The 25,956-nt window shown below is 66.0% G+C and carries 14 protein-coding genes; 1 reads left to right on the forward strand and 13 read right to left on the reverse strand.

Annotation, left to right across the window (positions count from 1 at the left end; genetic code table 11):
* Nucleotides 1–81: 81 nt before the first annotated feature.
* From EJV47_RS12755 to EJV47_RS12805, 12 genes are all read right to left on the reverse strand, one after another.
* A complete protein-coding gene (locus EJV47_RS12755) occupies nucleotides 82–1,707 on the reverse strand; it encodes a DUF6377 domain-containing protein (protein ID WP_126693536.1) in 1,626 nt (541 codons plus the stop codon).
* Between the two features lie 128 nt (nucleotides 1,708–1,835).
* Nucleotides 1,836–3,272, reverse strand: a complete 1,437-nt coding sequence (locus EJV47_RS12760; RefSeq protein WP_126693537.1) for a TolC family protein — start codon at nucleotides 3,270–3,272, stop codon at nucleotides 1,836–1,838.
* Nucleotides 3,265–6,453, reverse strand: coding sequence for an efflux RND transporter permease subunit (locus EJV47_RS12765; protein ID WP_126693538.1), 3,189 nt, complete (start codon nucleotides 6,451–6,453; stop codon nucleotides 3,265–3,267). Before EJV47_RS12765 ends, EJV47_RS12760 begins: the two co-directional genes overlap by 8 nt.
* Before the next feature lie 161 nt (nucleotides 6,454–6,614).
* Nucleotides 6,615–7,706, reverse strand: a complete 1,092-nt coding sequence (locus tag EJV47_RS12770; protein WP_126693539.1) for an efflux RND transporter periplasmic adaptor subunit — start codon at nucleotides 7,704–7,706, stop codon at nucleotides 6,615–6,617.
* 283 nt (nucleotides 7,707–7,989) lie between these two features.
* Nucleotides 7,990–9,123, reverse strand: coding sequence for a multinuclear nonheme iron-dependent oxidase (locus EJV47_RS12775; RefSeq protein WP_126693540.1), 1,134 nt, complete (start codon nucleotides 9,121–9,123; stop codon nucleotides 7,990–7,992).
* A gap of 24 nt (nucleotides 9,124–9,147) precedes the next feature.
* On the reverse strand, nucleotides 9,148–9,306 hold the full coding sequence (locus EJV47_RS28040) for a chryseobasin-related MNIO class RiPP peptide (protein WP_165903738.1): 159 nt from the start codon (nucleotides 9,304–9,306) through the stop codon (nucleotides 9,148–9,150).
* A 394-nt stretch (nucleotides 9,307–9,700) separates the two neighbouring features.
* Nucleotides 9,701–11,554: a sensor histidine kinase gene (locus EJV47_RS12780; protein ID WP_126693541.1), complete on the reverse strand. Its 1,854-nt coding sequence runs from the start codon at nucleotides 11,552–11,554 to the stop codon at nucleotides 9,701–9,703.
* Nucleotides 11,555–11,901: 347 nt separating this feature from the next.
* A complete protein-coding gene (locus tag EJV47_RS12785) occupies nucleotides 11,902–12,675 on the reverse strand; it encodes a response regulator (protein WP_126693542.1) in 774 nt (257 codons plus the stop codon).
* 352 nt (nucleotides 12,676–13,027) lie between these two features.
* The gene (locus tag EJV47_RS12790; protein WP_126693543.1) at nucleotides 13,028–14,221 is read right to left on the reverse strand and encodes a glycoside hydrolase family 88 protein; all 1,194 of its coding nucleotides are present in this window, start codon (nucleotides 14,219–14,221) and stop codon (nucleotides 13,028–13,030) included.
* 424 nt (nucleotides 14,222–14,645) lie between these two features.
* The gene (locus EJV47_RS12795) at nucleotides 14,646–16,172 is read right to left on the reverse strand and encodes a glycoside hydrolase family 30 protein (RefSeq protein ID WP_126693544.1); all 1,527 of its coding nucleotides are present in this window, start codon (nucleotides 16,170–16,172) and stop codon (nucleotides 14,646–14,648) included.
* Nucleotides 16,173–16,409: 237 nt separating this feature from the next.
* Nucleotides 16,410–18,443, reverse strand: a complete 2,034-nt coding sequence (locus EJV47_RS12800) for a cellulase family glycosylhydrolase (protein ID WP_126693545.1) — start codon at nucleotides 18,441–18,443, stop codon at nucleotides 16,410–16,412.
* A gap of 123 nt (nucleotides 18,444–18,566) precedes the next feature.
* Entirely contained in the window at nucleotides 18,567–20,729 is a 2,163-nt protein-coding gene (locus EJV47_RS12805; RefSeq protein ID WP_126693546.1) for an RICIN domain-containing protein, read from the reverse strand.
* 388 nt (nucleotides 20,730–21,117) lie between these two features.
* Here EJV47_RS12805 and EJV47_RS12810 point away from each other — a divergent pair, with 388 nt between their 5' ends.
* Nucleotides 21,118–24,558 (forward strand): T9SS type A sorting domain-containing protein, encoded by a 3,441-nt coding sequence (locus EJV47_RS12810; RefSeq protein WP_126693547.1) that lies wholly within the window; start codon nucleotides 21,118–21,120, stop codon nucleotides 24,556–24,558.
* A gap of 340 nt (nucleotides 24,559–24,898) precedes the next feature.
* Here the strand turns inward: EJV47_RS12810 and EJV47_RS12815 are convergent, their stop codons facing one another.
* Nucleotides 24,899–25,942: a LacI family DNA-binding transcriptional regulator gene (locus tag EJV47_RS12815; RefSeq protein WP_126693548.1), complete on the reverse strand. Its 1,044-nt coding sequence runs from the start codon at nucleotides 25,940–25,942 to the stop codon at nucleotides 24,899–24,901.
* Nucleotides 25,943–25,956: the final 14 nt, after the last annotated feature.

Genomic DNA, 25,956 nt, shown 5'->3' on the forward strand with positions numbered 1-25,956 from the left:
CCCCTAGCCCCCCGCCGCTTGATGCGCGGAATCAGCTGAGGAGAGGAACCAGCTTGTAGCTACTAGATGAAATGCCCGGCCTCACACGGCCTGAATGGCCTGGACACGCTCCTCAAACTCCTCGTTGGGTACGATGGAGCGGTTCTTCACCCGGGTTTTGTAGGTGTAGATGGTGTTGATGGAGTAGCCCAGCAGGCGGCTGATCTGCTCACTGTCGACGATGCCGAGGCGAATGAGGGCGAAGATGCGCAGCTCGGTGGTCAGCAGTTGGTCGTCGGGCAGCGGCACGCGGTCTTCCTCCCGAAACAGGGCGTTGAACTGGCCGATGAAGTTCGGGAACAAGCGCAGAAACACCGTGTCGAAGCCGCGGAACAGCTCGTTGCGCTCCTTCTTGATGTTGAGGCTGTCGGCCAGCTTCTGCACGCCCGCGTAGTTTTTGCCGGCCAGCTGGGTGTCCAGGGCCTTTTTCAGCGCCTCCAGCTTGTCGATGTACTGGGAGTTGTTGTGGAAGTAGTAGCCCACGTACTCCTCCTTGATTTTGTTGGCCTCGTTCAGGCCCCGGTTGAGCTGCTGCAGCTCGGCGTTGCGCTCCAGCAGCTCCTGGTTGGCGGCCGAAATCAGCCGGTCGGCCTTCTGCAAGCGCCGCAGCTGCTTGAAGACGATAACCGCGAAGCCCACGATGCCCAGGGCCAGCAGCGTCAGGCCGATGGCGTAGGTTTTCAGGGCCTTGCGCTGCTGCTCGATGATGGTGATTTTCTGCCCCTCAATCACCGAGGAAATGTGGCTGATTTCAATCTGCCGCTGCCGGGCCTTGTAGAAAGCGGCCTGCGCCCGGGCCTCCCGGATGAAGGCGTAGGCGTTTTCCAGGTCGCCGCGGCGGTAGCAGTAGTCCGACAGCTGGTAGATGGCCACCGTCTCCTTGGTGGCCGATTTCACGTCGGCAATGGCCGAGGTGAGCAGCAGCTCGAAGGCGCGGTCGTCCTGCCCCAGCAGGGCGCAGATGTAGGCCGCCGTACTGGCGCTGACGGCCAGCTGGTGCAAGGACAGCCGCGGCAGCCGCCGAATCTGCTCGTAGAGCGCCGCCCCTTCGCGCAGCTGCCCGGTCTTGATGGCCCGAAACTGCCGGATGGACAGCTGGTCGTAAGAGCCGGGCCGGCTGAACTGCAGGGCCGTGTCGGCGTAGGCCAGGGCCTGGGCGTAGTAGCGCGGCCGGTACACCTGGTCCTGGTTGAAGGCGCCGAGGTCGTGGTAGGCGCGGGCCTTGAGGAAGTAGAAGTCGAGCTGGTCGGGCCGGCTCAGGCGGGCGGGGTTTATCTGGTCCAGCGTCTCGAACGTCTCCTTGAACATGCCCGAAGACAGCAGGATAAACGCCAGGCGCAGATTGGCCACCTCCTGCTTTTCGGGGCTGCCCAGGCGCCCGGCCAGCTGCACTAGCTTCCGGCTGTACACGAAAGCCGAGTCGTACTTGAAGGCCTTGTACTCGTCGTAGATGCGCAGGCCGAGGTCGAAGCGGGCGTTATCGTTGCCGGCGTTGGCCCCGTAGGCGGCCGTGAGCACCGCAATGCGGTTCCAGCGCTGGGCGTCGTACTGCTTTTTCTGCGCCAGGGCCCGTTTCAGCTCCGCCAGCAGGCTGTCGGCCGGGCTGGCAGCGGCTCGGCAAGCCCCGGCGCTTAGCAGCAACCCCCAAAGCAGAAACAGAAACTTCACCGGCAGGAATGACAAAGGCCCGGTCCGGGCCTCGTCAAAAGTAGTAAATCCTGCGCCGCGCCGTAGCCAGCCCGTAGCCGCGAAAATCCGTTTCGCGGCTACGGGCGGCGGCCCGGCCGGTGCCAGCGTCAGTTCCAGCCGCCGCCCAGCGCCCGGTACACGTTCACCGTGGCATTGAGCTGCTGCATGCGGGTTTCGATCAGGTCGAAGCGGGATTCGAGGGCGTCGCGCTGGGTGAAAAGCACTTCGGTGTAGTCGGCGCGGGCCGAGCTGAACAGGCTGTTCGAAATGGTGCTCGACTCGCTCAGGGCCTGCACTTCCTTGGCCTTCTCGCCGTAGCTTTTTTCCAGGTTGCCCACGTTGGCCAGCTGGTTGGCCACCTCCACGTAGGCGTTGAGCACGGTGCGCTGGTAGCGGTACACGGCCTGGGTCTGGCGGGCATTCGAGGCGTAGTACTGGGCCTTGATGCCGTTCTTGTTGATGAGCGGGGCGGCCAGGTCCCCGGCCAGGCCCAGCAGCAGCGACTCAGGCAGGGTGGTCAGCAGCCCGGGCTGGAAGGCCGCCGCGCCCAGCGCCCCGGTGATGCGTAGCGCGGGGTAGAAGTTGGCGCGGGCCACCTGCACGTCGAGCTTGGCGGCGGCCAGCTCCTGCTCGGCCTGCCGGATGTCGGGGCGGTTCTGGAGCAGCTGGGCGGGCACGCCGGCCTGCACGGCCCTGGGCACCAAGTTGTTGAAGGCCGCGTCGTCGCGCACCACGGGCTGCGGGAAGCGGCCCACCAGGAAGTTGAGGCGGTTTTCCGTCTCCGTAATGCGCTGCTGAATGCCGTACTGAATGGCCTGGGTGTGGTGCACCTGGGCCTCGAAGCGGCGCACGGCCAGCTCCGTCACCCGGGCCGCGTCCTTCTGCAGGCGCACGGCTTTCAGGGCATTGCTCTGCAGGTCAATATTCTGGCGCACAATGGCCAGCTGGTTGTCCAGGGCCAGCAGCTCGTAGTAGGAGCTGGCAATTTCGGCCACCAGGTTGGTGACGGTGAAGTTGCGGCCCTCCACCGAGGCCAGGTAGCGCAGGGCCGCGGCCTTCTTGGCGTTGCGCAGCTTGTGCCAGATATCCACCTCCCAGCTGGCAAAGGCGCCCACCTGAAAGTCGGTGAGCGGGTCGGGGGTGCGGCGGGCGGGGCGGATGTCCACGTTTTCCTCGGTGGCCCCCTGAATGGTGTAGCGGCCCACTTTCTCCACCCCGGCCCCGGCGCCCAGGCCCACGGTGGGTAGGTACTCGCCCTTGCGGGCGCGCACCTCCTGCTGGGCAATGTCGATTTCCTGGCGGGTGATGTTCAGCTCCTGGTTGTGCTGCAGGGCCGTGTCGATGAGGGCCACCAGGTTGGGGTCGGTGAAAAACTGCCGCCACTGCACCCGGGCCGCGTTGGTGGAGTCCGACGGGGCGCCCACGTAGCTGGCCGGTACGGTGCGGTTTTCGGTTTTCTGCACCAGGGCCGGCGTCTTGCAGGCGCCCACGGCCAGGGCCAGGCCCACGGCGCTCAGGCCCTGGCAGATGCGTTTCTTAAGCATGAGCTTGAACTTCTTCAACTAAAACGTGGGGCTCGAACTCCGACAGCGGGTGCTCGTTTTCGTCCCGGATCAGCTGCCGGCCCTCGGCCAGGGTGCCGAAGATGTAGTACAGCCCGGGCACGATGACGACGCCGAAAATGGTCCCGAACAGCATGCCGCCCAAGGCCGAGGTGCCGATGGTGCGGTTGCCGATGGCCCCGGCCCCGGTGGCCAGCACCAGTGGAATCAGGCCGGCAATGAAGGCAAACGAGGTCATCAGGATGGGGCGGAAGCGCACCTTGGCGCCCTCGATGGCCGCGTCGCGCACCGACATGCCCTCCTGGTGCTTCTGCACCGCAAACTCCACGATGAGCACCGCGTTCTTGCCCAGCAGGCCCACCAGCATCACCAGCCCCACCTGGGCGTAGATGTTGTTGGCCAGCCCGAAGCCCTTGATGAGTAGGAAAGAGCCGAAGATGCCCGCCGGCAGGGAGAAAATAACGGCCAGCGGCAGCAGGAAGCTTTCGTACTGGGCGGCCAGCACCAGGTACACGAAGCCGAGCACGATGAGGAAGATGTAGATGGCCTCGTTGCCCCGGCTCACCTCATCCTTCGACAGCCCGCCCCAGTCGATGTCGTAGCCGCGGGGCAGGGTCTTGGCGGCCACTTCCTGCACCGCCTTGATGGCCTCGCCCGAACTGTAGCCCGGGGCCGCGTCGCCGCGGATGGAGGCGGTGGGGTACATGTTGTAGCGGTTGATTTCGTTGGCGCCCTGCGACTTCACGATTTTCATGAAGGCCGAAAACGGCACCATCTCGCCCTTGTCGTTTTTCACCCACAGGTCCAGGATGTCGGAGGGCAGGCGGCGGTACTCGGGCGAGGCCTGCACAAACACCTTGAAGAAGCGCTGGTACTTGATGAAGCCCAGCTCGTAGGTCGAGCCAATCATGATGCTGAGCGTGTTCATGGCGTTGCCGATGCTCACGCCCTTCTGCATGGCCAGCTGGTTGTCAATCTGCAGCTCGTACTGCGGGTAGTTGGCCGAGAAGAAGGTAAACAGGCCGGCCAGCTCCTTGCGCTTTTTCAGCTCGTGCATAAACTCGTCGTTCACCTTTTCCAGCGCCTTGTAGTCGCCGGTGCTGGTTTTGTCGAGCAGCTGCAGCTGGAAGCCGCCCGCCGCGCCGTAGCCCGGTACCGCCGGCGGCTCGAAGAACTCGATGGTCGCGCCGGGAATTTCCTGGGCTTTTTTCTCCAGGTCCTCCACAATGTCGTGGATCGACTGCTTGCGCTTGGCCCAGGGCTTCAGGTCGATGAGCAGGGTGCCGGCGTTGGAGCCGCGGCCCTCGGTCAGCACCTCGTAGCCGGCCAGCGAGGAAATGCTTTCCACCCCGGGCACTTCCTTGGCCAGCTTGGTGAGCTGCTGCGAGAGGGCGTTGGTGCGCTCCAGCGTGGAGCCGGGCGGCGTCTGAATGATGGCGTAGAGCATGCCCTGGTCCTCGGCCGGGATAAAGCCCGAGGGCAGCGTGGACGAGATGCCGAAGATGCCCAGCCCGAAGCCCGCCAGCAGCAGGAAAGTGACGAGGCGGCGGTCCACCACTTTCTCCAGCACGTTGGTGTAGCGCCCGGTCAGCTGCTCGAAGCCGCGGTTAAACCAGTCGATGAAGCGGTTGATGGGCGTTTTCTTGCGCGGCTGCCCGTGGGTGTTCTTCAGAATCATCGCGCAGAGCACCGGCGTCAGCGTCAGGGCCACGATACCCGAAATGACGATGCTAGAGGCCATGGTGATGGAGAACTGCCGGTAGAAAATGCCCACCGGCCCGCTCATAAAAGCCACCGGCACGAACACGGCGGTCATCAGCACGGTAATGGCAATGATGGCCCCGCTAATTTCGCCGATAACCTCGCGCACCGCCCCGTAGGGCGACAGGTGCTTCTCCTCCATCTTGGCGTGCACCGCCTCCACCACCACGATGGCGTCGTCGACCACGATGCCAATGGCCAGCACCAGGGCAAACAGGGTTATCATGTTGATGGTCATGCCGAAGGCCTGCATGGCAATGAAGGCCCCCACCAAGGACACCGGCACGGCAATGATGGGAATGAGGGTGCTGCGCCAGTCGCCCAGGAACAGGAACACCACCAGGGCCACCAGAATAAAGGCGTCGCGCAGGGTGTGCACCACGTTTTCGGTGGAGGCGTCGAGGAAGTTCGACACGTCGTAGCTGATTTTGTAGTCCATGCCCGGCGGCATGGTCTTCTTTAGCTCTTCCAGCTTGGCTTTCACGCTCTTAATCACGTCGGAGGCGTTCGAGCCGTAGGTTTGCTTGAGTACGATGGCCGCGGAGGGGTAGCCGTCGAGGTTGGAGTAGATGTCGTAGAACTCCGAGCCCAGCTCCACGCCTGCCACGTCCTTGAGGCGCAGCGTCTCGCCGTTGGCGTTGGCCTTGATAATCACATTTTTGTACTGCTCCACGTCGTTGAAGCGGCCCTGGTAGGTCAGCACGTATTCCAGGGCCGAGGCCTGCTTGCCGTCGGAGCGGCCGATGCGGCCGGGGGAGCCGATAACGCTCTGGTCGTTGAGCGCCTCCATCACGTCGTCGACCGACAGGTTGTAAGCGCGCATTCGGTCGGGCTTGAGCCAGATGCGCATGGCGTACTGCCGGGAGCCCAGAATGCTGGCCCGTCCGATGCCGTCGATGCGCTGGATTTCGGGCAGCATGTTCACCCCGGCAAAGTTGAAGAGGTACCGCATGTCGGTATTCTTGTCCTTGCTGTAGAGGTTCACGTACATGAGCATGTTGGGCACCACGCGGTTTACCACCACGCCCTCGCGCTGCACCAGCACCGGCAAGCGGTTCAGAATCTGGGCAATGCGCGTGTTCACGTTCACCACCGCCTGCTCTGGGTCGGTGCCGAGGTTGAACACAATCTGGATGTTGGCCTCGCCGGCCGATACGGCGTCGGAGGTCATGTACTTCATGCCGGGCACGCCGTTGATGGCCTGCTCCAGCGGGATGAGCACCGACTCGGTCAGCACCTTGGCGCTGGCGCCGGGGTAGGCGGTGCTCACCATCACCATGGGCGGCGAAATTTCCGGGAACTGGGAGTTCGGGAGGGTCTTGATGGCCAGGACGCCCATGAACATGATGACCACCGAAATGACGATGGCAAACACGGGCCGGCGAAGGAATCTGCTGAACATGTTTATGCGCTTATTGAAGCCAGAAGGGCCGTCATGTCGAGAGTAGTCGAGACATCTCGCGTGCTGATGTCAGATAGCAACTTCTGTCAACGAGAAGATTACTATCCAGCGAGATTCCTCGACTTCGCTCGGAATGACGTTCTTTTTCAGATCGGTGGCCCCTACTCCGAATACACTTTCAAGTGGGCAATGACCTGCTTCGGGTCCTGGTAATCGAAGCGGATTTTGTCGCCGTCTTTCACCTTGCGGATGCCTTCCAGCATGATCTTATCCCCCGGCTTCAGCCCCCCCGACACGATGAACAAGTCCGGCATTTCGGCGCCCACGGTGATTTCCGTCTGGTGCACCCGGTTCTTGCTGTCCACCACGTAGACGAACTTCTTCTCCAGCACCTCGAAGGTGGCTTTCTGCGGGATGATGAGGGCGTGTTTCATCGGCACGGTCATCAGCACCGAGCCGGTTTCGCCGTTGCGCAGCAGGCCCTTGGGGTTGGGGAAAGTGGCCCGGAAGGCGATGTTGCCGGTTTCGTTGTTGAAGTCAGCCTCGATGGTCTGCACCACGCCGGGCTGGTCGAACACCTCGTTGTTGGCCATGCGCAGCTGCACCTGCATGGGCCGGTCCGAGGCCTGGGCGTGCTGCTTGTAGGAGAGGTATTCGGCCTCGGGCACGTTGTAGTACACCCACATCTTGCTGTTGTCCGACAAGGTGGTGAGCAGGTCGCCCTCGTCCACCAAGGAGCCCAGCCGGGCCTGGAAGTGGTCCATGATGCCGCTGAACGGCGCCCGGATGGTGGTGAAGCCCAGGTGCGTCTGGGCCAGGGCTACCTCAGCTTTGGCTTTTTCCAGCTTGGCCTGCGAGAGGGCCAGCTCGTTGGGCGACACCACGTTGCCATCGGCCAGCTTCTTGGTGTTCTGGTACTCGATGTTGACAAACTTGGCCTCGGCCTCGGCCTTTTTCAGCTCGGCCTGGTAGAGCAGGGGCATAATCTGGAACATCACCTGGCCCTCCTTAATCTGCTGCCCCTCGTCCACGAAAATCTTCTGCAGGTAGCCCTTCTCCAGGGCCCGCACCTCGATGTGCTGGATAGAGCGAATCTGCGAGACGTACTCCTTGGTGATGGTCGTGTCCTGCTGCAGCGGGCTGGTGACCAGAAACTTGATTTTTTCTTCCTTTTCCTTTTCGTGTTTGGAGCAGCTGGTGAAGAAAACCAGACCGCTCAGGCTCATGGCCGTGAGCAGGAACGTGCGTTTCATCGGAACCTGAATGATGGGCTAGCGGAAGTGAGTGGAGCAGCGCCTTTGCGCGGACTGCCGGGCCAGAACCGGGGCCCCGGGTCGACGCTGCGTGGCGGCTGCGGTGGATTGCGGACACAAACCACGGCACAAGGGCATGAAGCGGATATGAATTATTCCGCCGCCTTTTGCCGCCCCGGGCCACAACCGAGCTTCGGGCTGAGCCATAAAAAAACCTCGCTTCCGGGGCAGAAGCGAGGTTTTCAAAGGATAGACTGTGTGCTGGCTGGCCTTGGGCGCGGCTTCACTGCTTCCACTTGCGGGCAATGTTCACGGCCGTTTCCAGCATGTGCGGCGCCCAGCTTTCCACCCGCCAGTCGGTGCCGGCCAGGGCGGAGGCGTGCAGGCGCCGCTGGACTTCCTCGTAGCTGCCGGCGGTTTCGAGGATGTCGGAGAGCTGCCGCTGCTGGGCGTGCAGCTGCCCATCCTCGGCGGCCGGGGCGGTGAGCGGGGCCAGCGGCGGCCGGAAGGCATTGCCGGGGCCAGCGGCCAGGCCGGCGCGCTGCGGCTGCACCAGCGCCTCCATGCGGCCGAAATCGGCCTGGAAGCGGAGGCGACTGGCTTCGGTGCGCAGGCCGGGACCGAGCTGTTCCAGCACCACGTACTTGAGGTTGGGGCAGCGCGGCAAAGTCAGGCGCAGCAGCTCGAACACCTCGTCGGGCACGGCCTCGTCGTGGGTGTCGCGGCGGATGCGGCGGGCGGGCGTCAGCGCCGAATCCTCCCAGCTGCCGCCCGAAATGTGGATTTCGCGCACCCTGTCCAGCGGGTACAGGGCAATCAGCTCCTCGTAGGGCACCTCGAAGTTGTGGAGCTGGCAGTAGAGGTTGTGCAGGTCGAGGATGATGAAGCCGTTGACGGGCTGCAGCAGCTGGTCCAGAAACTCGCCGTGGCGCCGCACCTCGTCGAGGGCGTAGGCGAAGGCCAGGTTTTCCAGGCCTACCGGGCAGCGGCAGGCGTCGGCAATGCGCAGCAGCCTATCCTGCCCGATGCGCAGGGCCGCGGCCGAGTACGGAATGGGCAGCGGGGCGCCGTGGTGGAAGTTCTGGCCGGTGAAAAACCCGAAGTGCTCGGTAATGTGGTCGAACTGGTAGCGGCTGGCCACCTGCCGCAAATCCTGCAGCCACTGCTGCTGCTCGGGCGTCCAGCGGCCCGAGAGCAGGGAAAAGAACACCCCGTGGCCGATGAGCCGACCCGCCTGGGCGTAGGCCTGCAGCAGGGCCTCAAACCACTCCGGCACCTGCTCGGCCCAGTACAGCGCATCGAAGGCCCATTCCAGCGCCTCCACGCGGCCTTCTTCCAGCAGCGGGTACACGGCGGCGAGGATATCGGCGTCGAGGTTGCAGGCTACGGCCGAGCAGATGCGGGGCGCGGTTTCCATGCGAAGCGCGGGACAGACCGGGGCTTAGCCCATGCCGCAGGCGGGGCAGCTGTCGATGGTTTTGCCGCCTTTCTGGCCGGTTTTCTCGCCGTTGGGTTTTACCTCGTCTTTTTTGATGCAGCTGGTCGTTTGTACGGCCAGCCCTACCAAGACGGCGCCGAGTACTGCTTTCGGGAGTTTCATAGCGGGATGCAGGGTGTAAGACAACGCCACAAGCCGGGCGTATTCAGAAGAGCCGGCAGAGCGCCCAACGGTTGCATGCCCGCCGCAACTGCCTCGGGCCGCTGGCTGGCCCGGCTACTCCAGCAGCCACTCGGCCAGGGCAATCAGGACGATGGCCCCGACCATTGCCCAGACGATGTATTTGGTGGGAGCCGGGGGCAGCATGCGGTTGGGACGACGGGGAGGATGCATCGGGATGGAGGCTTGAGGAAGATGGGAAACGGCGTACCGGCTTAACGACGCCAACCGGCCGGCGCGTATGCCCTGGCTTTACGCCCCACCGCCGCCCGCGGTTTACACGGCCGAGCCGCGCTGGGCACCGGCCATCCCCGGTAGCCCCCGGGCCAGCTTCGACTCAGGCCGGGCGGGCTTTCTGCGCGGCCTGCCCCACGGGTGGCTGTTCGGGTTCGGCCGGAATCAGCAAGCGGCAGAGCGTGCCCTTGTGCGCCGTGCAGGTGACGGTGCCGCCCACCTGCTCGCTGAGCGAGACGATGAGCTGGCGGCCGAAGGAGCCGGCTTTCTGCTGCCAGCTGCTCGTGTCGAAGCCGGGGCCGTTGTCGTGCACTTCCAGCAGCAGGCCCTGGCGGGTGCGGGCCAGGTAAATGCGCAAGCTGGGCTGCTCCACGGCCGGGAAGGCGTGCTTAAAGGCGTTGGTGAGCAGCTCGTTCAGGATCAGGCCAAGAGGTACGGCCTGCTCCACGTCGAGGGCGGGCAGCTGCACGGTGAGGGTCAAATCGAAGTCGGCCGGGTCGTAGCCGTAGGCAGTCATCAGGCTTTCCACCAGATCGGTGACGTAGCGCTGCATGTCCACGGTGCTCACGTTGTCGGTCTGGTAGAGGCGCTGGTGCACCAGGGCCATGGCTTCCACGCGCTGTTGCCCCTCGCGCACGGCCCGCACGGCGCCCTCGTCGTGCAGGCGCTTGGCCTGCAGCCGCAGCAGGCCCGAGACGATGGCCAGGTTGTTCTTGACGCGGTGGTGCAGCTCCTTCATCAGCACGCGCAGGCGGTCGGCCTGCTCGGTGATGCGCTGGTGGTTGTCGGAAATCAGCTGGTTGGTGAGGCGCAGCTGGGCGTTGTTGCGCCGAATCACCCAGTGCTGCCCGATGCTAACGGCCAGCAGCAGCAGCAGGGCCCCGGCCCCGGCCCCGAGCAGCCACAGCTGCTGGCGCTTGCGGGCGTTGTCGGCGGCCAGCTGCCGGATGTGCTCCTGTTTTTTGCCGGCCTCGTAGGCGGCGTCGACCTTGGCTACGGCGCGGGTCACTTCCACGTCGGCCAGGGTATCGGCGCGGTTTTTCCACTCCTCCAGCAGCTCGACGGCCCGCTCGTATCGACCGGCGGCACGGTTGGCCTCGTAGGCCATCTGCAGGGAGTTGATGAGCCGGTGCGGGTCGCCGATACTGCGGCCCAGCGCCAGGGACGAGTCGGCGGTGGCCAGGGCCCGGGGCAGATTGCCCTGCAGGCGGTAGGCAGCGCTGAGGTTGCGGTAGGCGTGTTCCAGCCCGTTGCGGTGGCCCTGCTGGCGGTACAAGGGAATGGCCCGCCGCATGTAGCCGATGGCCTCGTTCAGGTCCAGGCCCAGGTTCATCAGCATCTGCCCGTAGTTGGCATAGGTGACGGGCAGACTGCTGGGCTCGAAGGGATGAGCTTTTGCCTGCTGCATGGATTCGCGGTAGTACACCCCGGCCGAGTCGAGGCGGCCCAGGTCGCGGTGGATGATGCCTATCACGTTGGAGGCCCAGCACCACTGCTCGTAGTGGCGGCCAGCGCGGGCCAGGGCGCGGGCCTGCCGGCCAAAGGCCAGGCCCTTGCGCGTAAACAGGCGCACGCCCTGCGCGTCGCCCAGGCGCTTGTAGACCTGGGCCATCATGGTGTAAGTCGCGGCGCGGCCCGCGTCGTCGCGCTGCTGCTCAAACAGCGTCAGGGCCCGCTGCCCGTAGTACAGGGCCGAGTCGAACTCCGTCTTGTTGCGCCAAACCCCGGCTATCAGCAGGTTGCCCTGGGCCACGCCGGGGGCGTAGTGCGCCTGCCGGGCGCGGTTCAGCACCGTGCGGCCCAGCTGCAAGGCGGCATCGTTGTCGGTGAGCAGCAGGCGGAAGCCCGTGCGCCACTGCTGCCGCAGCCCGCTGGTATCGGCGGGCGCGGCGGCGCGGGCCAGCACGGGCAGCCCCAGCAACGCAAGACACAGCAGCAACAACGAACGTCTGGGCATGAGTACCAAAGCCGGCCCGGCGCGGGAATCAGATTAGGCCCGCAAGGTAACCGCCCGCGCCGCCCCCACCGCCCCTATTCGGCCAACGACTGGCGGCCGGGTGTGAACGGGCTATTTTGGTAAGCGGCAGGGGGGTAGGGTGTGCGGGTATGGGGGTAGGAGGGCAAGAGTTGTTGCGGCTGGGAATCCAGGAGTTGAGCAGGGCTGAGGAGCTAACCGGCGCGGGGCGTGGAAAAAGCAGGGCGGCAGCCTCCCAGACCCCTTCCCTCTCAAACTCCCAACCGCAATAACCCTTAAACTCAACAACTCCTACCCTCCTACCCCCACATCCTCATACCCTGACCCTCTTACCGAAACTGAAAGTGCTGCAGGAAGGCGTCCTTGTACTGCCGGCCCAGCGGCACCAGCTGCCCGGCCACGGTGGCCTCGGTTTCGCCGAAGGCTTCCACGCGCTGAATATTGACGGCGTAGGAGCGGTGCACGCGCACCAGCTGCGGCACGCTCAGGCGCTCCAGCACGGTGCTCAGCGTCAGGCGCAGGGCGTACTTGCGCTGGGCCGTGATGAGCGTGGTGTAGGTGTTGTCGGCCTCCAGCAGCAGAATGTCGCCGATGGGCACGCGCACAAACTGGTAGTTGTGCTTGATGAATACGTGGTCGTCGAGCTGCAGAATAGACTCGCGCGAGAGCGGCTCCCGGTCGGTGGCGGTGACGCCGGTGGCCGGGGCAATGGGCAGCACCTGCCGGGCAAAGGAGTGCAGGGCCAGCTCGATGGCGGCGCGCAGGCCGGGGGCGGTGGCAGGCTTGGTGAGGTAGGCGGCCGGCGTGGTGAGCAGGGCCCGGTCCAGCGTTTCTTTGTCCGACAGCGCCGTGAGGTAGATAATGGGCACCTGCCGCTGCGCCCGCAGCTGCTGCGCCGTCTCGATGCCGTCCCAGTCGCCCTGGATGTGGATGTCGCAGAGCACCAGGTCCACCGGGTTTTGCTGAAACAGCTCCAGGGCCCGGCGGCCGTTGCGGGCCGGCCCCACCACGGTGTAGCCCTCGGCTTCGAGCATGTCGCCCAGGTCGAGGGCCAGCACGGCCTCGTCCTCCACTATCAGCACCCGCACCCGGTTTTCAGTCATGACGATTGAGCATAGCGGCCCGGGGGCCCGGCGAAAAGGACAACCATCGGCCACCAGGCCGGCGGCCGGCAAAGCGGCCTTCCAATTTCGGGAACGAGGGTGGAAGCGCCAAACCGGGCGCGGCAAAAAGCGGCGCGGTGGGCTGATGCTGGGGGGGTAGAGCCCGGCTTTGGCGACTCCGTTATCTGACGAGCGGCCCATAGTCAGGCTGTGCAAACGGGTTGGCTTTGCGCAGGCGTCGGAAGTTACTGGCTGGCGTCAGCAACGACGGTCAACCACCCCAGCCACGCCGGCGGCGCGGCGTCCCGCCTCTGCTTGATGCGCAGAATCATCTGAGGAGGGGAGTTGTCGTTCAGGGGCGCGGCTGCCGGGCGCGCAGCAGCGCTTCGAGGTAGTAGTAATCGGCGTAGCAGATGGGCACGTCGATTTCGCTGCCGGCGGGCTTGTGGCCGGTGCTGTGCAGCAGCAGAAAGCCGTGGTGCTGCCCGGCGGGCGCGGTATACTGGCGGCTCAGGCTGCGCAGTGTGGCGTCGGCCTGCTGGCGGTAGTAGGCGGCCTGGGCGGGGGCGTAGCCGGCCAGCTCGTACAGGGCCGAGGCGGCAATGGCGGCAGCGGAGGCGTCGCGCGGGGCGGTGGGCAGGTCGGGGGCGTTGTAGTCCCAGTAGGGCACCCGGTCGGCGGGCAGGTTGGGGTGGCGCAGGATGAAGGCGGCAATGCGTTCGGCCTGGGCCAGGTAGGCGGGGTGGCGGGTGTAGCGGTAGCAGAGGGTGTAGCCGTACAGCCCCCAGGCCTGGCCCCGCGCCCAGGCCGACTCGTCGGCGTAGCCCTGGGCGGTGTGGCGCCCGCGCACGGCCCCGGTCTGCGGGTCGTAGTCGACGACGTGGCAGGAGCTGTTATCGGGCCGGAAGTGGTGGCGCAGCGTGGTGTTGGCGTGCGTCACGGCCACGCGCCAGAAGGTGGAGTCGCCGCTGAGGCGGGTGGCTTCGAAGAGCAGCTCCAGGTTCATCATGTTGTCGATGATAACCGGAAACTGCCAGCTGTCCTTGTGCTGGTCCCAGGAGCGGATAACGCCGGCCCGCGGGTTGAAGCGCGTGCTGAGCGAGCGGGCGGCCTGGATGATAACGGCGCGGTAGTGCGCGTCCTGGGTCAGGCGCAGCGCGTGGCCCGCGGGCCCGTACACCATGAAGCCCAAGTCGTGGGTGGTGGTGTTGTGCTGCTCCGGCTCGATGCACTGGGTTTCAGCCCGGGCGGCGCGCAGCCAGGCGGGCTTACGGGTCAACTCGTAGAGGTACCACAGGCTGGCCGGGTAGAAGCCGCTGGTCCAGTCGGGCGTGCCGACCAGCTTGAGCTGGCCGTTTTCCCCGGTGCGGGGCGTCAGCTGCCCGGGCTTGGCGCTGCGCCGGGCCTTGTCGGTTTCTACTTGCAGCACCCGGTACTGCTTTTCGGCCGCTTTCAGGGCTTTTCTAGCGTCGAGCTGTTGGGCCGCGGCGGGCCCGGCGGCACTCAGCAGCAGGCCCAGGCCGAGCAGGCGGAAGTGGCGGTTCATGCGGGCATGGGTAAAGCGGGAGGATGATGGGGACTGTCCGCGCCGTAGCGCAAACTTTTAGTTCGCGTATCGTTGAACGACAATGCCCTTCGGCGGGGCCGTTTGGGTTGTGCCCGTTTGGGCCGCCGCAGACCGCCAAAGCAGCGCAGCCAGGAGCAGCAGGAAGAGGGAAAAAAGCATAATGCAGGGGCACCTGGTCATGTCGAGCATGTCGCGCATCAAGCGAGGATCGAGACATCCGCGTGAATCCGTTGAACGACCAGAACGTCATGCAGAGCGCAGCGAAGCATCTCGCCTGCTGCTGACTGACAGCAACCTCAACGGGAAGAATACTATCCGGCATCAGCACGCGAGATGTCTCGATCCTCGCTTGATGCGCGACATGCTCGATATGACGTTCTGTTTGCCGCTCTGCTGAATCACCCTACAGCACCAGCGTCATGATGGAGTGGGCGGGGCTGGTGACCGGGGCGGCCTGGCCCTTGATCCAGAGCTGGAAGGGCATTTCCTGGTCGGTCTGGTTCATCACCACCACGGCCACCGAGCCGTCCACGTTGCGGAAGGCGGTGGTTTGGAGCACGTCGCGGGAGCTGGCGGTGGCAATGCGCCGGGCGCCGGGCCGCACGAACTTGGAGAAGTGCCCGAGGTAGTAGTAGATGTTGGTGTAGATGAGCTTGCCAGCCTTGGTATCGGCAATGACCGGGGCGTAGCAGAAGTTGCCGACGTGGTTGGGCCCGCCGGTTTCGTCGAGCAGCACGTTCCAGTCGGTCCAGGCCACAGTGCCGGCGTTGAAGTCGTTGATGAGCGAGTTGCCGTACTTCTCGCCCAGCTTCCAGTCGTTTACCTGGTCGAGCTTGAAGTTTTCCACGCAGCCCTCGGTGAAGATGAGGTTCTTCGTGGGGTAGGTTTCGTGCACCCGGCGCAGGTTGTCGAACTGCATGGCGGAGCCGGTCCACGTCTCGTACCAGTGGTAGCCCAGGCCCCAGTAGTATTTGCTGGCCTCGGGGTCGTCGAAGAGGGTGGCGGCGCGCTGGAAGGCCAGGTCGCGGTTGTGGTCCCAGCCGATGAGCTTTTTGTCGGCCATGCCGCTCTTGTGCAGGGTGGGCCCGAGGAAGTTTTTCACGAAGTCGCGCTCCTCCTCGGCCGTGAAGATGCAGGACTCCCACTTCTGCTTGGCCATGGGCTCGTTCTGCACCGTGAGGCCCCACACCGGCAGGCCCAGCTTCTCGTAGCCCTGGATGAACTTGACGTAGTAGTTGGCCCAGGCCTGGCGGAATTCGGGCCGGAGCTTGCCGCCCTGCAGCATGGAGCCGCTGTCCTTCATCCAGGCGGGCGGGCTCCAGGGGCTCACGTACAGGGGCAGCTTGCCGCCGGCCGCCGCGGTGGCCTGCTTGATGAAGGGAATCTTGAATTTCTCGTCGTGCTGCAGGTTGAACGTCTTCAGCTCCCGGTCGCCGTCGGCCACGTAGGTGTAGGTGTCGCTCGAAAAGTCGCAGCTGTTGATGTTGGTGCGCGCCAGCGTGTAGCCGATGCCCTCGGTGGGGCTGTAGTAGGCGCGCAGCAGCTCCTGCTGCTGGGCTTTGGGCAGCTTGGCGAAGGTTTCGGCCGCGGCATCGGTCAGCGCCCCGCCAATGCCCACCAGCGTCTGGTACTGGTGCGTGGGGTCGACAAACACCGTGGGCTGGGTTTCCAGCGGCTGCCCCACCTCCCGGAAGCTCAGCTTCTCGGTGGCGGCCATCCGGCTGTTGGTGCCCTGAGCCGTGAGGTACACCTGGGCCTGCCGGCCGGCGGCGGAGTAGGTGCCGGTAGCCGCCGGAGCGGCAGTGGTCTTCGTCGCGGCCGACTTGGTTTTGACTTTGGTTTTGGTGGTCTGAGCCTCGGAGGCCGGGCCGGTCAGCAGCGCGGCGCCCAGCAGCAGGCCGGCGGCCCAGGTGGAGGTGGCAGTACTCATAAGCGGAAAAAGAGGAAATGAATGTGTTGGCGGGTGGAAATCAGAACGTCATCCTGACGAAGGAAGGACCTTCCTCGAACCTTGCACGGCGGGTCGAGTCCTAGCTGCAGACGTTCTGGTGTCAGGGCGGTTGTGTTCAATCATTGGTGTGGATGAGCATTGGCACGTTGGCATCAACGGTGGTGCGGGGTTGGAGGAAGGTCCTTCCTTCGTCAGGATGACAGACGATTTACCGCTTTACTGCTTGCTGACGTTGAACGAGTTGTGAAAATCAGCCCCGCGCAGCTCCACCCGATACAGCCCGGGGCGCAGCCCGGTGAGGTCGAGGGTACGGGCCGGACTGGCGGCGGCGGGCACCGGGCGGCGCAGCACCACGCGGCCGGCCGCATCGAGCACGCGCAGCTGGTGGGCCGCGCCGCCGGGCAGCTCATAGGTCAGGGTGGTCGACACCGGGTTCGGGAAGAAACTGACAGCCTCGCGCCGGGGCGCCCGGCTGCTCAGGGCGGTGCTGCCGCTGATGCCGAAGGTGAATTTCTCGGTGGGCCCGATGCTCTGCCGGTTGCAGGTAATGGGCGCCGCCCCGAACTCCGAGGACACGTAGCGCCCGTTGCTGCCGCGCAAGGAAATGCTGCCGTCGGCGTTGATGAGCCACTCGAAGGTTTCGGCCGCGCCCACGCTCGGACTGGTGCAGGTGAGCGGGGCCGTGAGGCCGGGCACCGACACGTAGCCATTGGTAGCGCGGCTGCGCAGGGCCACCTGGCCCGCGGCGCCGGCCGGCTCCACCGCAAACTGCTCCCACAGGCCATAGGTCGGCCGCACGCAGGTCATGGGCTGGTAGCCGCCCTCGCTCGACACGTATTTGCCGTTGGAGCCCTGCAGCCACACGATGCGCTGCAGCGGCGGGGCGGTCAGGCCGTTGTAGGAGCCGCCGCCGGGGTAGTTCACGATGCCGTTCTGGTTGGGCGCAATGGCGTCGAGGGCGGAGTTGGCCAGCGCCCCGCCGAAGCGAATGTTCTGCAGCACCTGCGGCAGCCCGGCCGGCCCGTCCACGATGTAGGGCGGCGGAATGCGCATCAGGGCCGCGTTGCCCACCGCGTCGAAGCGCTTGTAGGTCCAGTGGCACCAGCCGATGCGCACCGAGTTCAGGGCCACGGCCGCGTCGTGCATCCACTGGTCGGTGTTTTCGCCCGTCTCGCCCACCCAGATGGGGGCCGAGTTGTCGGTGCGGAAGCGGGTGAGGTTGCCGATGGTGCGCAGGTTGTTGGCGTTGCCCGGGTCGGCGGAGTTCACGTTGTTGTCGAGCGGGTAGGTGGCGCCGCTGTAGCGGTGCGAGCTGTACACCAGGTTGGCGTTGTTGGCGAAGTTGCGCCGCTCCATGTAGTTGTAGTCATTGCCCCAGCCGTTGCCTTCCAGCAGCAGCAGGTGCTGGTCGTTCTGGGCCCGCACCGCGTTGATGAGCCGCTGCAGCAGCCCCCGGATCTGCTGGTTCGAGGGCACGTTGTTGGGCTCGTTGATGAGGTCGTACATGGCAATGCGCGCGTCCTGGCGGTAGCGCGCGGCCAGGTTGCTCCACAGCCGCTCGGTAATGTCCTGGTAGATGGGCTGGTTCCACAAATCCAGGGGCGTGAGCGAGTCGGCAATGTTGGCGTCGGTGCCCTGGGACCCGGGCGCGGCGTGCAAATCCAGCACCACGTACATGTTGTTGGCCGCGGCCCAGTCCAGCACGTTGTCGATGAGCCGGTAAGCCTCCATATTGGCGGGGTCCACGAACAGCTGGTTCTGCTGGTACCAGCCCGTGAGGCTCTGCACGTAGGCCGCGTAGGTGGTGGTGCCGCGCAGCACCGCGTTGCGCACCGCCCGCTGCTGCGGGGTCAGAAACAGGTCGTAGTGCAGCGGCAGGCGCAGGCAGTTGAAGCCCTTGGAGGCCAGAAAGTCGATGTCGGGCTTGGTAATGAAGTTGTTGCGGTAGCTCTGGTAGAACGCCTCCACGTCCGCGTCGCTCATGCCCGCCTGGTAGAGGGCCTGCTTCACGGTGCCCTGGGTCTGCTTGCCATTGAAGCCCGGCCAGCCCGGCTTCACGATGTAGCCTTCCTGCAGGGCCCAGCCGCCCAGGTTCACCCCGTTGAGCAGCACTTCCTGGTTGCTGGCGTTGACGATGCGCCCGCCGTCGGCGTGCAGAAAGCTCTGGGCGGCGGCCGGCCGGCTCAGCCCCAACGCGGCGGCAGCTAGCAGTGGCAAGGGGCGCAGGGCGCGGGTAAGTAGTTGGCTCATCGGAAATCGGGGTTAGAAGCGGTGGGGCCGGGAACAGACAATCCTGGCCGCCCCCGCAGGGCCGACCAGGATTCGTCGTTCAACCGCCCGCGGCGGCGTGGAATTGAGGTTTCGGACTAGGCATTAGTGACTGATGCTGAGGCGCTGCAGCCGCGGCCCGGCGGGCGTGTCGAGGCGCAGCGTGTAGATGCCGGCCGCCAGCCCGGCCACGTCCAGCGTGAGGCGGTTCTGCCCGGCGTGGGCTTCCCGGATGGGGTGGCGCAGCACCGTGCGGCCCAGCCCGTCGAGCAGCTGCAAACTCACGGCCTGGGTTTCGGGCGCAGTGTAGGCTATGGTGAGTTGCTGGTCGACGGGGTTGGGGAAGACGGCCAGGCTGGCGGCCAGCGGCGCATCAGCCAGAGCCGCGGCGGCGCGGGCCGCGCCCTGGTCGGAGAAGTACCAGCGCTGGTTGTTGCCGCCGCCGTAAGTCCACTGCTGAATGGCGGCCCCGTCGGCGGTCGAGTTGTTCTGCACGTCCAGGGCCTTGCCGCTGTACTTGCTAATGATGCGGTAGGTGCCGTCGCCGTTGTCGAGAATCTGCCAATACTGGTTGTCGGCCGAGGCCCAGTCCCACTGGTGCACCAGCGCCCCGTCGGCGGTGCTGGGGCCGGCAATGTCCAGGCTCTTGTTGCTGTTCAGGTTCACGATGCGCACGTAGCCGCCGCCCGCGTCCACCAGCCGCCACTTCTGGCTGGCCGCACCAGCCCAGCCCCACTGCTGCACCCGGCCGCCGTTGGCGGTGGAGTTGGCCGACACTTCCATGGTCTTACCCCCGTTCTTGGAGCTGATCTGGTAGATGCGCCCGATCTGCGGGCCGCTGCTCGGGGTGCTGGTGCCGCTCCACTTGTAGGTAGCCACGGCCCCGGCCGGCAGCGAGTAAGTGAAGGCCTGGTTGTTCCACACCACCTTGAAGGTCTGCGCGGAGTTGGCGTTGTTCAGCGCGATGAGCACCCGGGTGCCGTCGGGGTTGCGGAAGGCCACGTTTTCGATGCCGCCGGCCACCGAGTTGGAGGCAATGCGCACCGCGCCCGGGTCCACAAACTTGCTGGCGTGCCCGAGGGCGTAGTACTCCACGTTGCGCGTCACGGCGCCGTTGGAATTATTGATGGTCACCACCCCGCGGCAGGTGGCGGGGCCGTTGTTGGTGGGGCCGTTGCCCTGGTCCAGGGCCAGGTTCCACTCCAGCGCCGCCTTGGCCCAGTTGCGCGTGGTGCCGATGATGATGTTGGAGAGGTGCCAGCGCAAGTCGCCCGAGAAGCTGGAGCCTGCCGAGCCGGTGACTTCCGTAAACCACACGTCCTTGGTGGGGTAGGCGTCGTGCACGGCCGTCTGGTTCGGAATGCCGCTGGTGGGCGAGTAGCCGTGCCAGGCCGAGCCGGCCGCGTACTGGGCCGCCCCCGCGTCGGCAAACACGTTCTGCACGTAGTTGTTGGGGTTGTCCCAGTTGTGGTCGTACACCACCAGCTTGGTCGTGATGCCCACGTTCTGGAAGGCCGGCCCGATGTTGTTTTTCAGAAACGCCGCCTGGTTGCCCGCGTCCATGCGCATCGACACGTAGGGGGCGGCGTACAACGGCTCGTTCTGCAACGTCACCGCGTACACGGGCACGCCCTGGGCCTGCATGGCCTGCACGTACTTCACGAAGTAGTTGGCGTAGGTCTGGTACCAGGCGGTGCTCAGCCAGCCGCCGGCCCACTGGTACTGCTCCTTCATCCAGGGCGGGGCCGTCCAGGGGGTGCCCATCACCTTGATGGCGCCGTTCTTGGTGCGGGCGGCCTTGAGCATGGGCACCACGTCGGTGAGGTCGGGGCCGAGGCTGAACGCGGTCAGGTTCGGGTCGGTCTGCCCGCTGGGCCTGTCGTCGTAGGTGTAGTTGCCGTAGGCCGAGAAGTCGGAGGCGCCCATGCTGTGGCGCAGGAAGGTGAGCCGGATGCCCGAGCCGGTAAACAGGTCGTTGAGCAGCGCGTCGCGCTGGCTGGCCGACATCTTCTGGTTCAGCAAGTAGGCCGAGGAGCCCGTCATCGAGGCCCCGAAGCCGTCGATGGTCTGGTACGTGGTGCCGTCATTGACGGTAATAGTGGTGCCGGCCGTGCCGGTGTTGGCGCCGAAGCTGGTAGCGGCCTGGGGCTGCAGCAGCTTGGTCTGGTCGCCGGTGGTCATCCACAGATTGACGGTCTGGGCCGCGGCCGGGTGGGCCAGGGCGGCGGCCAGCAGACTCGCCAGCCAGGGGCGGGTAAGGGTGCGCATAAGCGTTGGGGTTTGGGTTGTGGAAATGCCCCCCGATTGGGGCGGAAAGAGCAGCGCGGACCAAACGACGCGCTGCCCTCAGCCAAGCCGGCAGCCACAATCGTTTGCAGTATTACACCCAACTCGCCTTACACCCTATGCCCAACCCCGAAAAAATTTAAGTTGCGGGGTTATTTCGCGGGTTTTGAGCCCCATCCGTCCATTTTTTGTCTGATTCGTCTAACTCCGACCCGGCAGCGGACCGGGTGGCCGGGGCAAATTTCTTCGCGGGTGAGTAAGGGTGCGGGGGCGTAGCGGTGTAGTACCCCAAACGTTTGCGGAAAATCAGCGCCAACGTCTGCCGCAGCCACTGCTGCCGGCCCCTTCCCGCGCCTCCTACCTGCCTTCTATGTCCCACCCCTACTCCCACCCCGCCCGCCTGGGCCGGCACCTGCTGCTGCTGGGGCTGCTGCTGAGCGGCCCCGCCGCCTGGGCCCAGCTCAGCGGCACCTACTACGTGGGCACCAGCCCCTCGCCCGATGCGGCCCGCACCTACCCCACCCTGCCCGACGCCGTAGCGGCCCTGGGCGCGGGCATCGGCGGCCCGGTGACGCTGCAGCTGCTCGACGCCAGCTACTCCCTCACCGGCGCGCTGACGGTGCCCGCCATCGGGGGCAGCAGCGCCACCAACACCGTGCGCGTAGTGCCCGCCGCGGGCGTCACGCCGCTTATTACGGGCAGCGTGGCCACCGGCCTGCTGGTGCTCGACGGCACCGACTACTTCAGCCTCGACGGCTCCAACGGCAGCTCGGCGGCCCGCACCATTACGGTGCGCAACACCGCCAACGGCCCGGCCGTGGTGCTGCGCAACGACGCCACCTACAACGGGTTGCGCTACCTCACCCTGGAATCGGCCAACACCGGCGGCAACAGCGGCACGGTGCTGTTCGGCACCACCACGGGCAGCACCGGCAACGACTTTAATACCCTGCTCGGCTGCGACGTGCGCGAGCTGGGCGTGGCCCCCGGCACGGTACCGGCCAACGCCATTTACTCGCTGGGCACCGGCGCGGCCAGCGGCGGGGTGCCGGCCGCTACGGCCAACAGCGACAACGCCGTGCAGGACTGCAACATCTACAACTTCACCGCCGGCGGGGTGTTCCTCAGCGACACCGGCAGCGGCGGCAACTGGCTGATCAGCGGCAACCAGCTGTACCAGACGGCCACGCGGGCGGCCGCGGGCATCCGCACCATCCGGGTGACGTTCGGCAGCGGCCACGCCGTGCGCAACAACCACATCTACCAGACGGCCGGCACCACGGCCAGCGTGTTCTACGGCATTGTGGTGGCCAACGGCGCCAGCGGGGTGGAAGTCAGCGGCAACAGCATCGGCGGGGCGGCCCCCGGCGCCACGGGCGCGGCCATGGCCTTTACGGGCACGGCCGTGGTGTACCCGATTTTTCTGTCGGTGGGCACCACCGCGCCCTGCAGCGTGCAGGGCAACACCATCCGCAACATCAGCTCGGCCTCGACGGGCGTGCTCTACGGCGTTGATCTGCAGAACGGGGCGGCCGTTATCGGCACCGTGACGCCCAATACCTTTGGCGGCACGGGCAGCGGGCAGGGCCTCGCGGCGGCCGGGCCGCTGTACGCCATTCAGGTCGAAAACGCCGCCACGGCCACCATTCAGAACAACAGCTTCGGCGGCCTGAGCACCACGGCGGGCCTGCTGACGGCCGTGTATTTGAGCGGCAACGGGGCCTCTGCGGTAGCCGCCAACACCATCACGGGGCTGAGCAGCAACCTGACCACGGCCGCCCAGCTGGCCGGCATTCAGTCGACGGGCTCGGGCGCGGTCAGCCTCACCGACAACGTTATCAGCAACCTCAGCCAGAGCGGGCTGACCAGCAACCTCTACGGCATTCAGAACAACTTCACGGCCGGCTCCAATGTGACGGGCAACCAGGTGTCGAACGTGACTTACTCGGGCACCAGCACCGGCAACACGGTGTACGGCATCTGGGCCGGCGGCAACAGCACCATCGCGGGCAACCAGGTGACGACGGTGCAGGCCACCGGCACGAGCAAGGCCAACCTGCGCGGCATCTACGTGGGCGGCACCGGCGCCGCGCCCACCGTGACGGGCAACCAGGTGACGGGCGTGCTCAACAGCACCACCGGCTCCGACGTGCAGAGCATTGGCATCTTCGTCGGGCCGACCTCGGGCGTGATGGGCGCGGCCACCGTGCGCGACAACCGCATCGGCAACGTGGGCACGGTGAATGGCGCGGCCACCGGCAGTACCAACGTGGTGACGGGCCTGCAGTGCGGGGCCCTGGGCGCGGGCTCGGTGGTGGAGCGCAACCGCGTCGGGAACGTGTACGGCGGCTCGGCCGGCACCGGCGCCAACGCCGACCGGGTGCGCGCCCTGGCCGTGCTGGGCGCCTCGGCGGCCACGTTTGCCAACAACCAGCTGAGCCTGGCGGCCGGCACGAGCACCCAGCTCAGCTACGGCATCCTGGACCTCTCGACCGGCGGCACCAACGCCTACTACTACAACTCGGTGTACCTGCCGCCGGCCCCGGCCGCCGCAGCCAGCAGCTACGCCTTTTGGCGCAGCGCCACCGCCACGCCCGCCGCGGTGGAGCTGCGCAACAACCTGCTCTACAACGGCCGCCCCGCCGCCACCGGCAGCGCCGCCTACGCCCTGGGCACGGCCAGCACCACGAACTGGCCGGCGGCCAGCAGCAACTACAACCTGCTCATCAGCCCCGCCGCGGCGGCCGTGGGCGACTGGGCCGGCACGGGCCTGAACTTCGCCGGCTGGAACGTACCCAGCGTGAACCTGCTCGGCGCCGTCGACGACGGCAACGGGCGCTGGGCCGAGGGTTACTGGTGGGACGCACTGCACCCCAACGACCGGGGCCACGCCGAAATGTCCTACGCCCTGGTGCCCTCGCTCCTCGATGCGCTGAATGCCAATAAGCCCCTGCCCGCCCGCCGCAGCAGCGCCGGAATTACGCTGCGCAATGGCGCCACCACTCCGGCCCCGCTTATCCGGCTCACGCCCGAGGAAGTAGTACACCCCTTCACCACCACCGTGCGCTTCCGCACCAGCGGCAGCGGCCGCCTGGTAGAGGTGCAGGACAGCGCCGGCCTGAGCGCGGGCACCGTCCGCATCGACTCGAACGGCAAGCTGGTGTACCAGTCGGCCAAAGGGCGCACGATTACGGGCTCGGTCACCGTCAACGACAACCGCTGGCACCAGCTGCTGCTGACCCACTACTACGCCCGCGGCGCCACCCAGCTCTACGTCGACAGCGTGCGGGAAGGCACGGTGCAGGAGCGCCTGCGCCCTACCCGCCTTGATCTGGGCGGCAACCAGGCCCCGGCCCGCGTGCAGCTGCGCGACTGGCTGTTCTACCGCTCGGGCATGAACCAGGACGAAATCTGGGCCCTGGCCGCCGATTCGCTGCTCAAGTCCAGCCTGGAGCTGTACGCCCCCCTCGACGGCCGCCGCGTCGTCAGCACCGACTCCCTCGTGAACCTGGCCCAGAGCCTGAACACCCTGAGCCGCGTGAGCAGCCCTTTAGCCGTGCGCGAAAGCGCCCACTCCGCCCTCGTCAGCCTCTACCCCAACCCCAGCACCGGCGAGCTGCGCCTGCAGGCCCCCCTGCGCCTGGAAGGCCGCCCCGTGACGCTGTACGACCTAGCCGGCCGCCGCGTGCTGACCACCACGGTGCGCAATAACCGCCTGAGCGTAGCCCAACTGCCCGCCGGTGTATACTCCCTGGTGCTGCAGCTCGACGGCGAAACGATTCACAAGCGCCTGGTGAAGCAGGACCGGTAGAACGACCAACTCCCCTCCTCAGATGAGGAGGGGATGTTGCCGCTTTAGCGGCAACGGGGGTGGTTGACCACCGTTGCTGACACCAGGTAGTAACTTCCTGATTGAACAAGAACGAGTGCCTTTTACTACTGGTCCCCGCTTAGCCGCGCTGGTTCACCGCCGCCCCATCGGCGGCCGATTGACGTGCCGGCCAAACAACATCAGCAACGACGCAACCACCCCAGCCACCGCTAAAGCGGCGGCGTCCCCTCCTCAACTGAGGAGGGGAGTGTCGCGCCCGTCAGCAAAAACGGCGGCTACCCTCCCGGGTAGCCGCCGCTTGCTTTTTGCGTCGGGTTGCCTAGTCCCGCGGCTTGCGCAACGACGATTCGCGCACCAGCAGCTGGGGCTTGAGCACCACGTTGCGGGGCTGGGGCTTGCGCTGCTCGGCGGTGGTGTGCAGCATCTGCACCAGCAGGCGCACGGCCGAAATACCCATCGTTTCGCAGCCCTGGTCCACGGTGGTCAGGTTGGGCTCGGTGAGGGTGGTGAAGGTTTCGTTGCTGAAGCCGGCCACGGCCAGGTCCTCGGGCACGCGCAGTCCGGCCTGCTTGGCCACGCGCATGGCCCCTACGGCCGCCAGGTCGTTGGAGGCAAACACCGCGTCGGGCGGCGCGGGCAGGGTGCGGAGCAGCTGCTGCATGGCCTCCGCGCCGCCGGCCTGCGTCTGCGGGCAGAACACAATGAGGTCCTCATCCACCGGCAGGTTGTGGGCCAGCAGGGCGTCGCGGTAGCCCTGGTGGCGGTTTTTGTGGATGCTCAGGTGCAGCGGGCCGCTGAAGTGGGCAATGCGGCGGCAGCCCTGGGCCACCAGGTGCGCCACCACCTGGTAGGCGCCCTGGTAGTCATCGAGCACCACGGCGCTGACGTTGGTGCCGCGGAAATCCTCCACCACGCGGTCGAAAAACACCAGCGGCACGCCCTGCTGCCGCAGCTCCTCGAAGTGGCTGATGTCCTGGGTGGTGTTGGCCAGCGACACCAGGATGCCCTCCACCTGGTTGTGGCGCAGCAGCTCGATGTTGCGCCGCTCCTGCTGCGCGTCCTCGTTCGACTGGCAGATCATGACCGTAAAACCCGCCCGGCTGGCTTCGGTGGCAATGCCGTGGACCACCTGCGGGAAGAAGTGCCCGGTGATGTGCGGCACCAGCACGCCCAGCGTGCCGCTGCGGCCCCGGCGCAACGCCGCGGCCAGCTGATTGGGCTGGTAGTTAAGCTCCCGGGCCAGCTGCCGCACCCGCTGCTTGGTTGCCTCGCTCACCTCGTTGTGGTCGGCCAGGGCGCGCGACACGGTAGACGGCGACAGGTTGAGGCGTTTGGCCAGCTCCGTCAGGGAAACCCGCTGCATGATTATGGTTCGTT

This window comes from Hymenobacter gummosus (assembly GCF_003970915.1).
In the GTDB taxonomy this organism is placed as follows: Bacteria; Bacteroidota; Bacteroidia; order Cytophagales; family Hymenobacteraceae; genus Solirubrum; species Solirubrum gummosum.

What these genes read in the sequence shown, in the direction of transcription:
- EJV47_RS12815 (WP_126693548.1), bottom strand. Translation starts at nt 25,942, where the DNA reads ATGCAGCGGGTTTCCCTGACGGAGCTGGCCAAACGCCTCAACCTGTCG.
- EJV47_RS12795 (WP_126693544.1), bottom strand. Translation starts at nt 16,172, where the DNA reads ATGAGTACTGCCACCTCCACCTGGGCCGCCGGCCTGCTGCTGGGCGCC.
- EJV47_RS12780 (WP_126693541.1), bottom strand. Translation starts at nt 11,554, where the DNA reads ATGCCCAGACGTTCGTTGTTGCTGCTGTGTCTTGCGTTGCTGGGGCTG.
- EJV47_RS12765 (WP_126693538.1), bottom strand. Translation starts at nt 6,453, where the DNA reads ATGTTCAGCAGATTCCTTCGCCGGCCCGTGTTTGCCATCGTCATTTCG.
- EJV47_RS12805 (WP_126693546.1), bottom strand. Translation starts at nt 20,729, where the DNA reads ATGCGCACCCTTACCCGCCCCTGGCTGGCGAGTCTGCTGGCCGCCGCC.
- EJV47_RS12810 (WP_126693547.1), top strand. Translation starts at nt 21,118, where the DNA reads ATGTCCCACCCCTACTCCCACCCCGCCCGCCTGGGCCGGCACCTGCTG.
- EJV47_RS12785 (WP_126693542.1), bottom strand. Translation starts at nt 12,675, where the DNA reads ATGACTGAAAACCGGGTGCGGGTGCTGATAGTGGAGGACGAGGCCGTG.
- EJV47_RS12770 (WP_126693539.1), bottom strand. Translation starts at nt 7,706, where the DNA reads ATGAAACGCACGTTCCTGCTCACGGCCATGAGCCTGAGCGGTCTGGTT.
- EJV47_RS12775 (WP_126693540.1), bottom strand. Translation starts at nt 9,123, where the DNA reads ATGGAAACCGCGCCCCGCATCTGCTCGGCCGTAGCCTGCAACCTCGAC.
- EJV47_RS12760 (WP_126693537.1), bottom strand. Translation starts at nt 3,272, where the DNA reads ATGCTTAAGAAACGCATCTGCCAGGGCCTGAGCGCCGTGGGCCTGGCC.
- EJV47_RS12790 (WP_126693543.1), bottom strand. Translation starts at nt 14,221, where the DNA reads ATGAACCGCCACTTCCGCCTGCTCGGCCTGGGCCTGCTGCTGAGTGCC.
- EJV47_RS12800 (WP_126693545.1), bottom strand. Translation starts at nt 18,443, where the DNA reads ATGAGCCAACTACTTACCCGCGCCCTGCGCCCCTTGCCACTGCTAGCT.
- EJV47_RS28040 (WP_165903738.1), bottom strand. Translation starts at nt 9,306, where the DNA reads ATGAAACTCCCGAAAGCAGTACTCGGCGCCGTCTTGGTAGGGCTGGCC.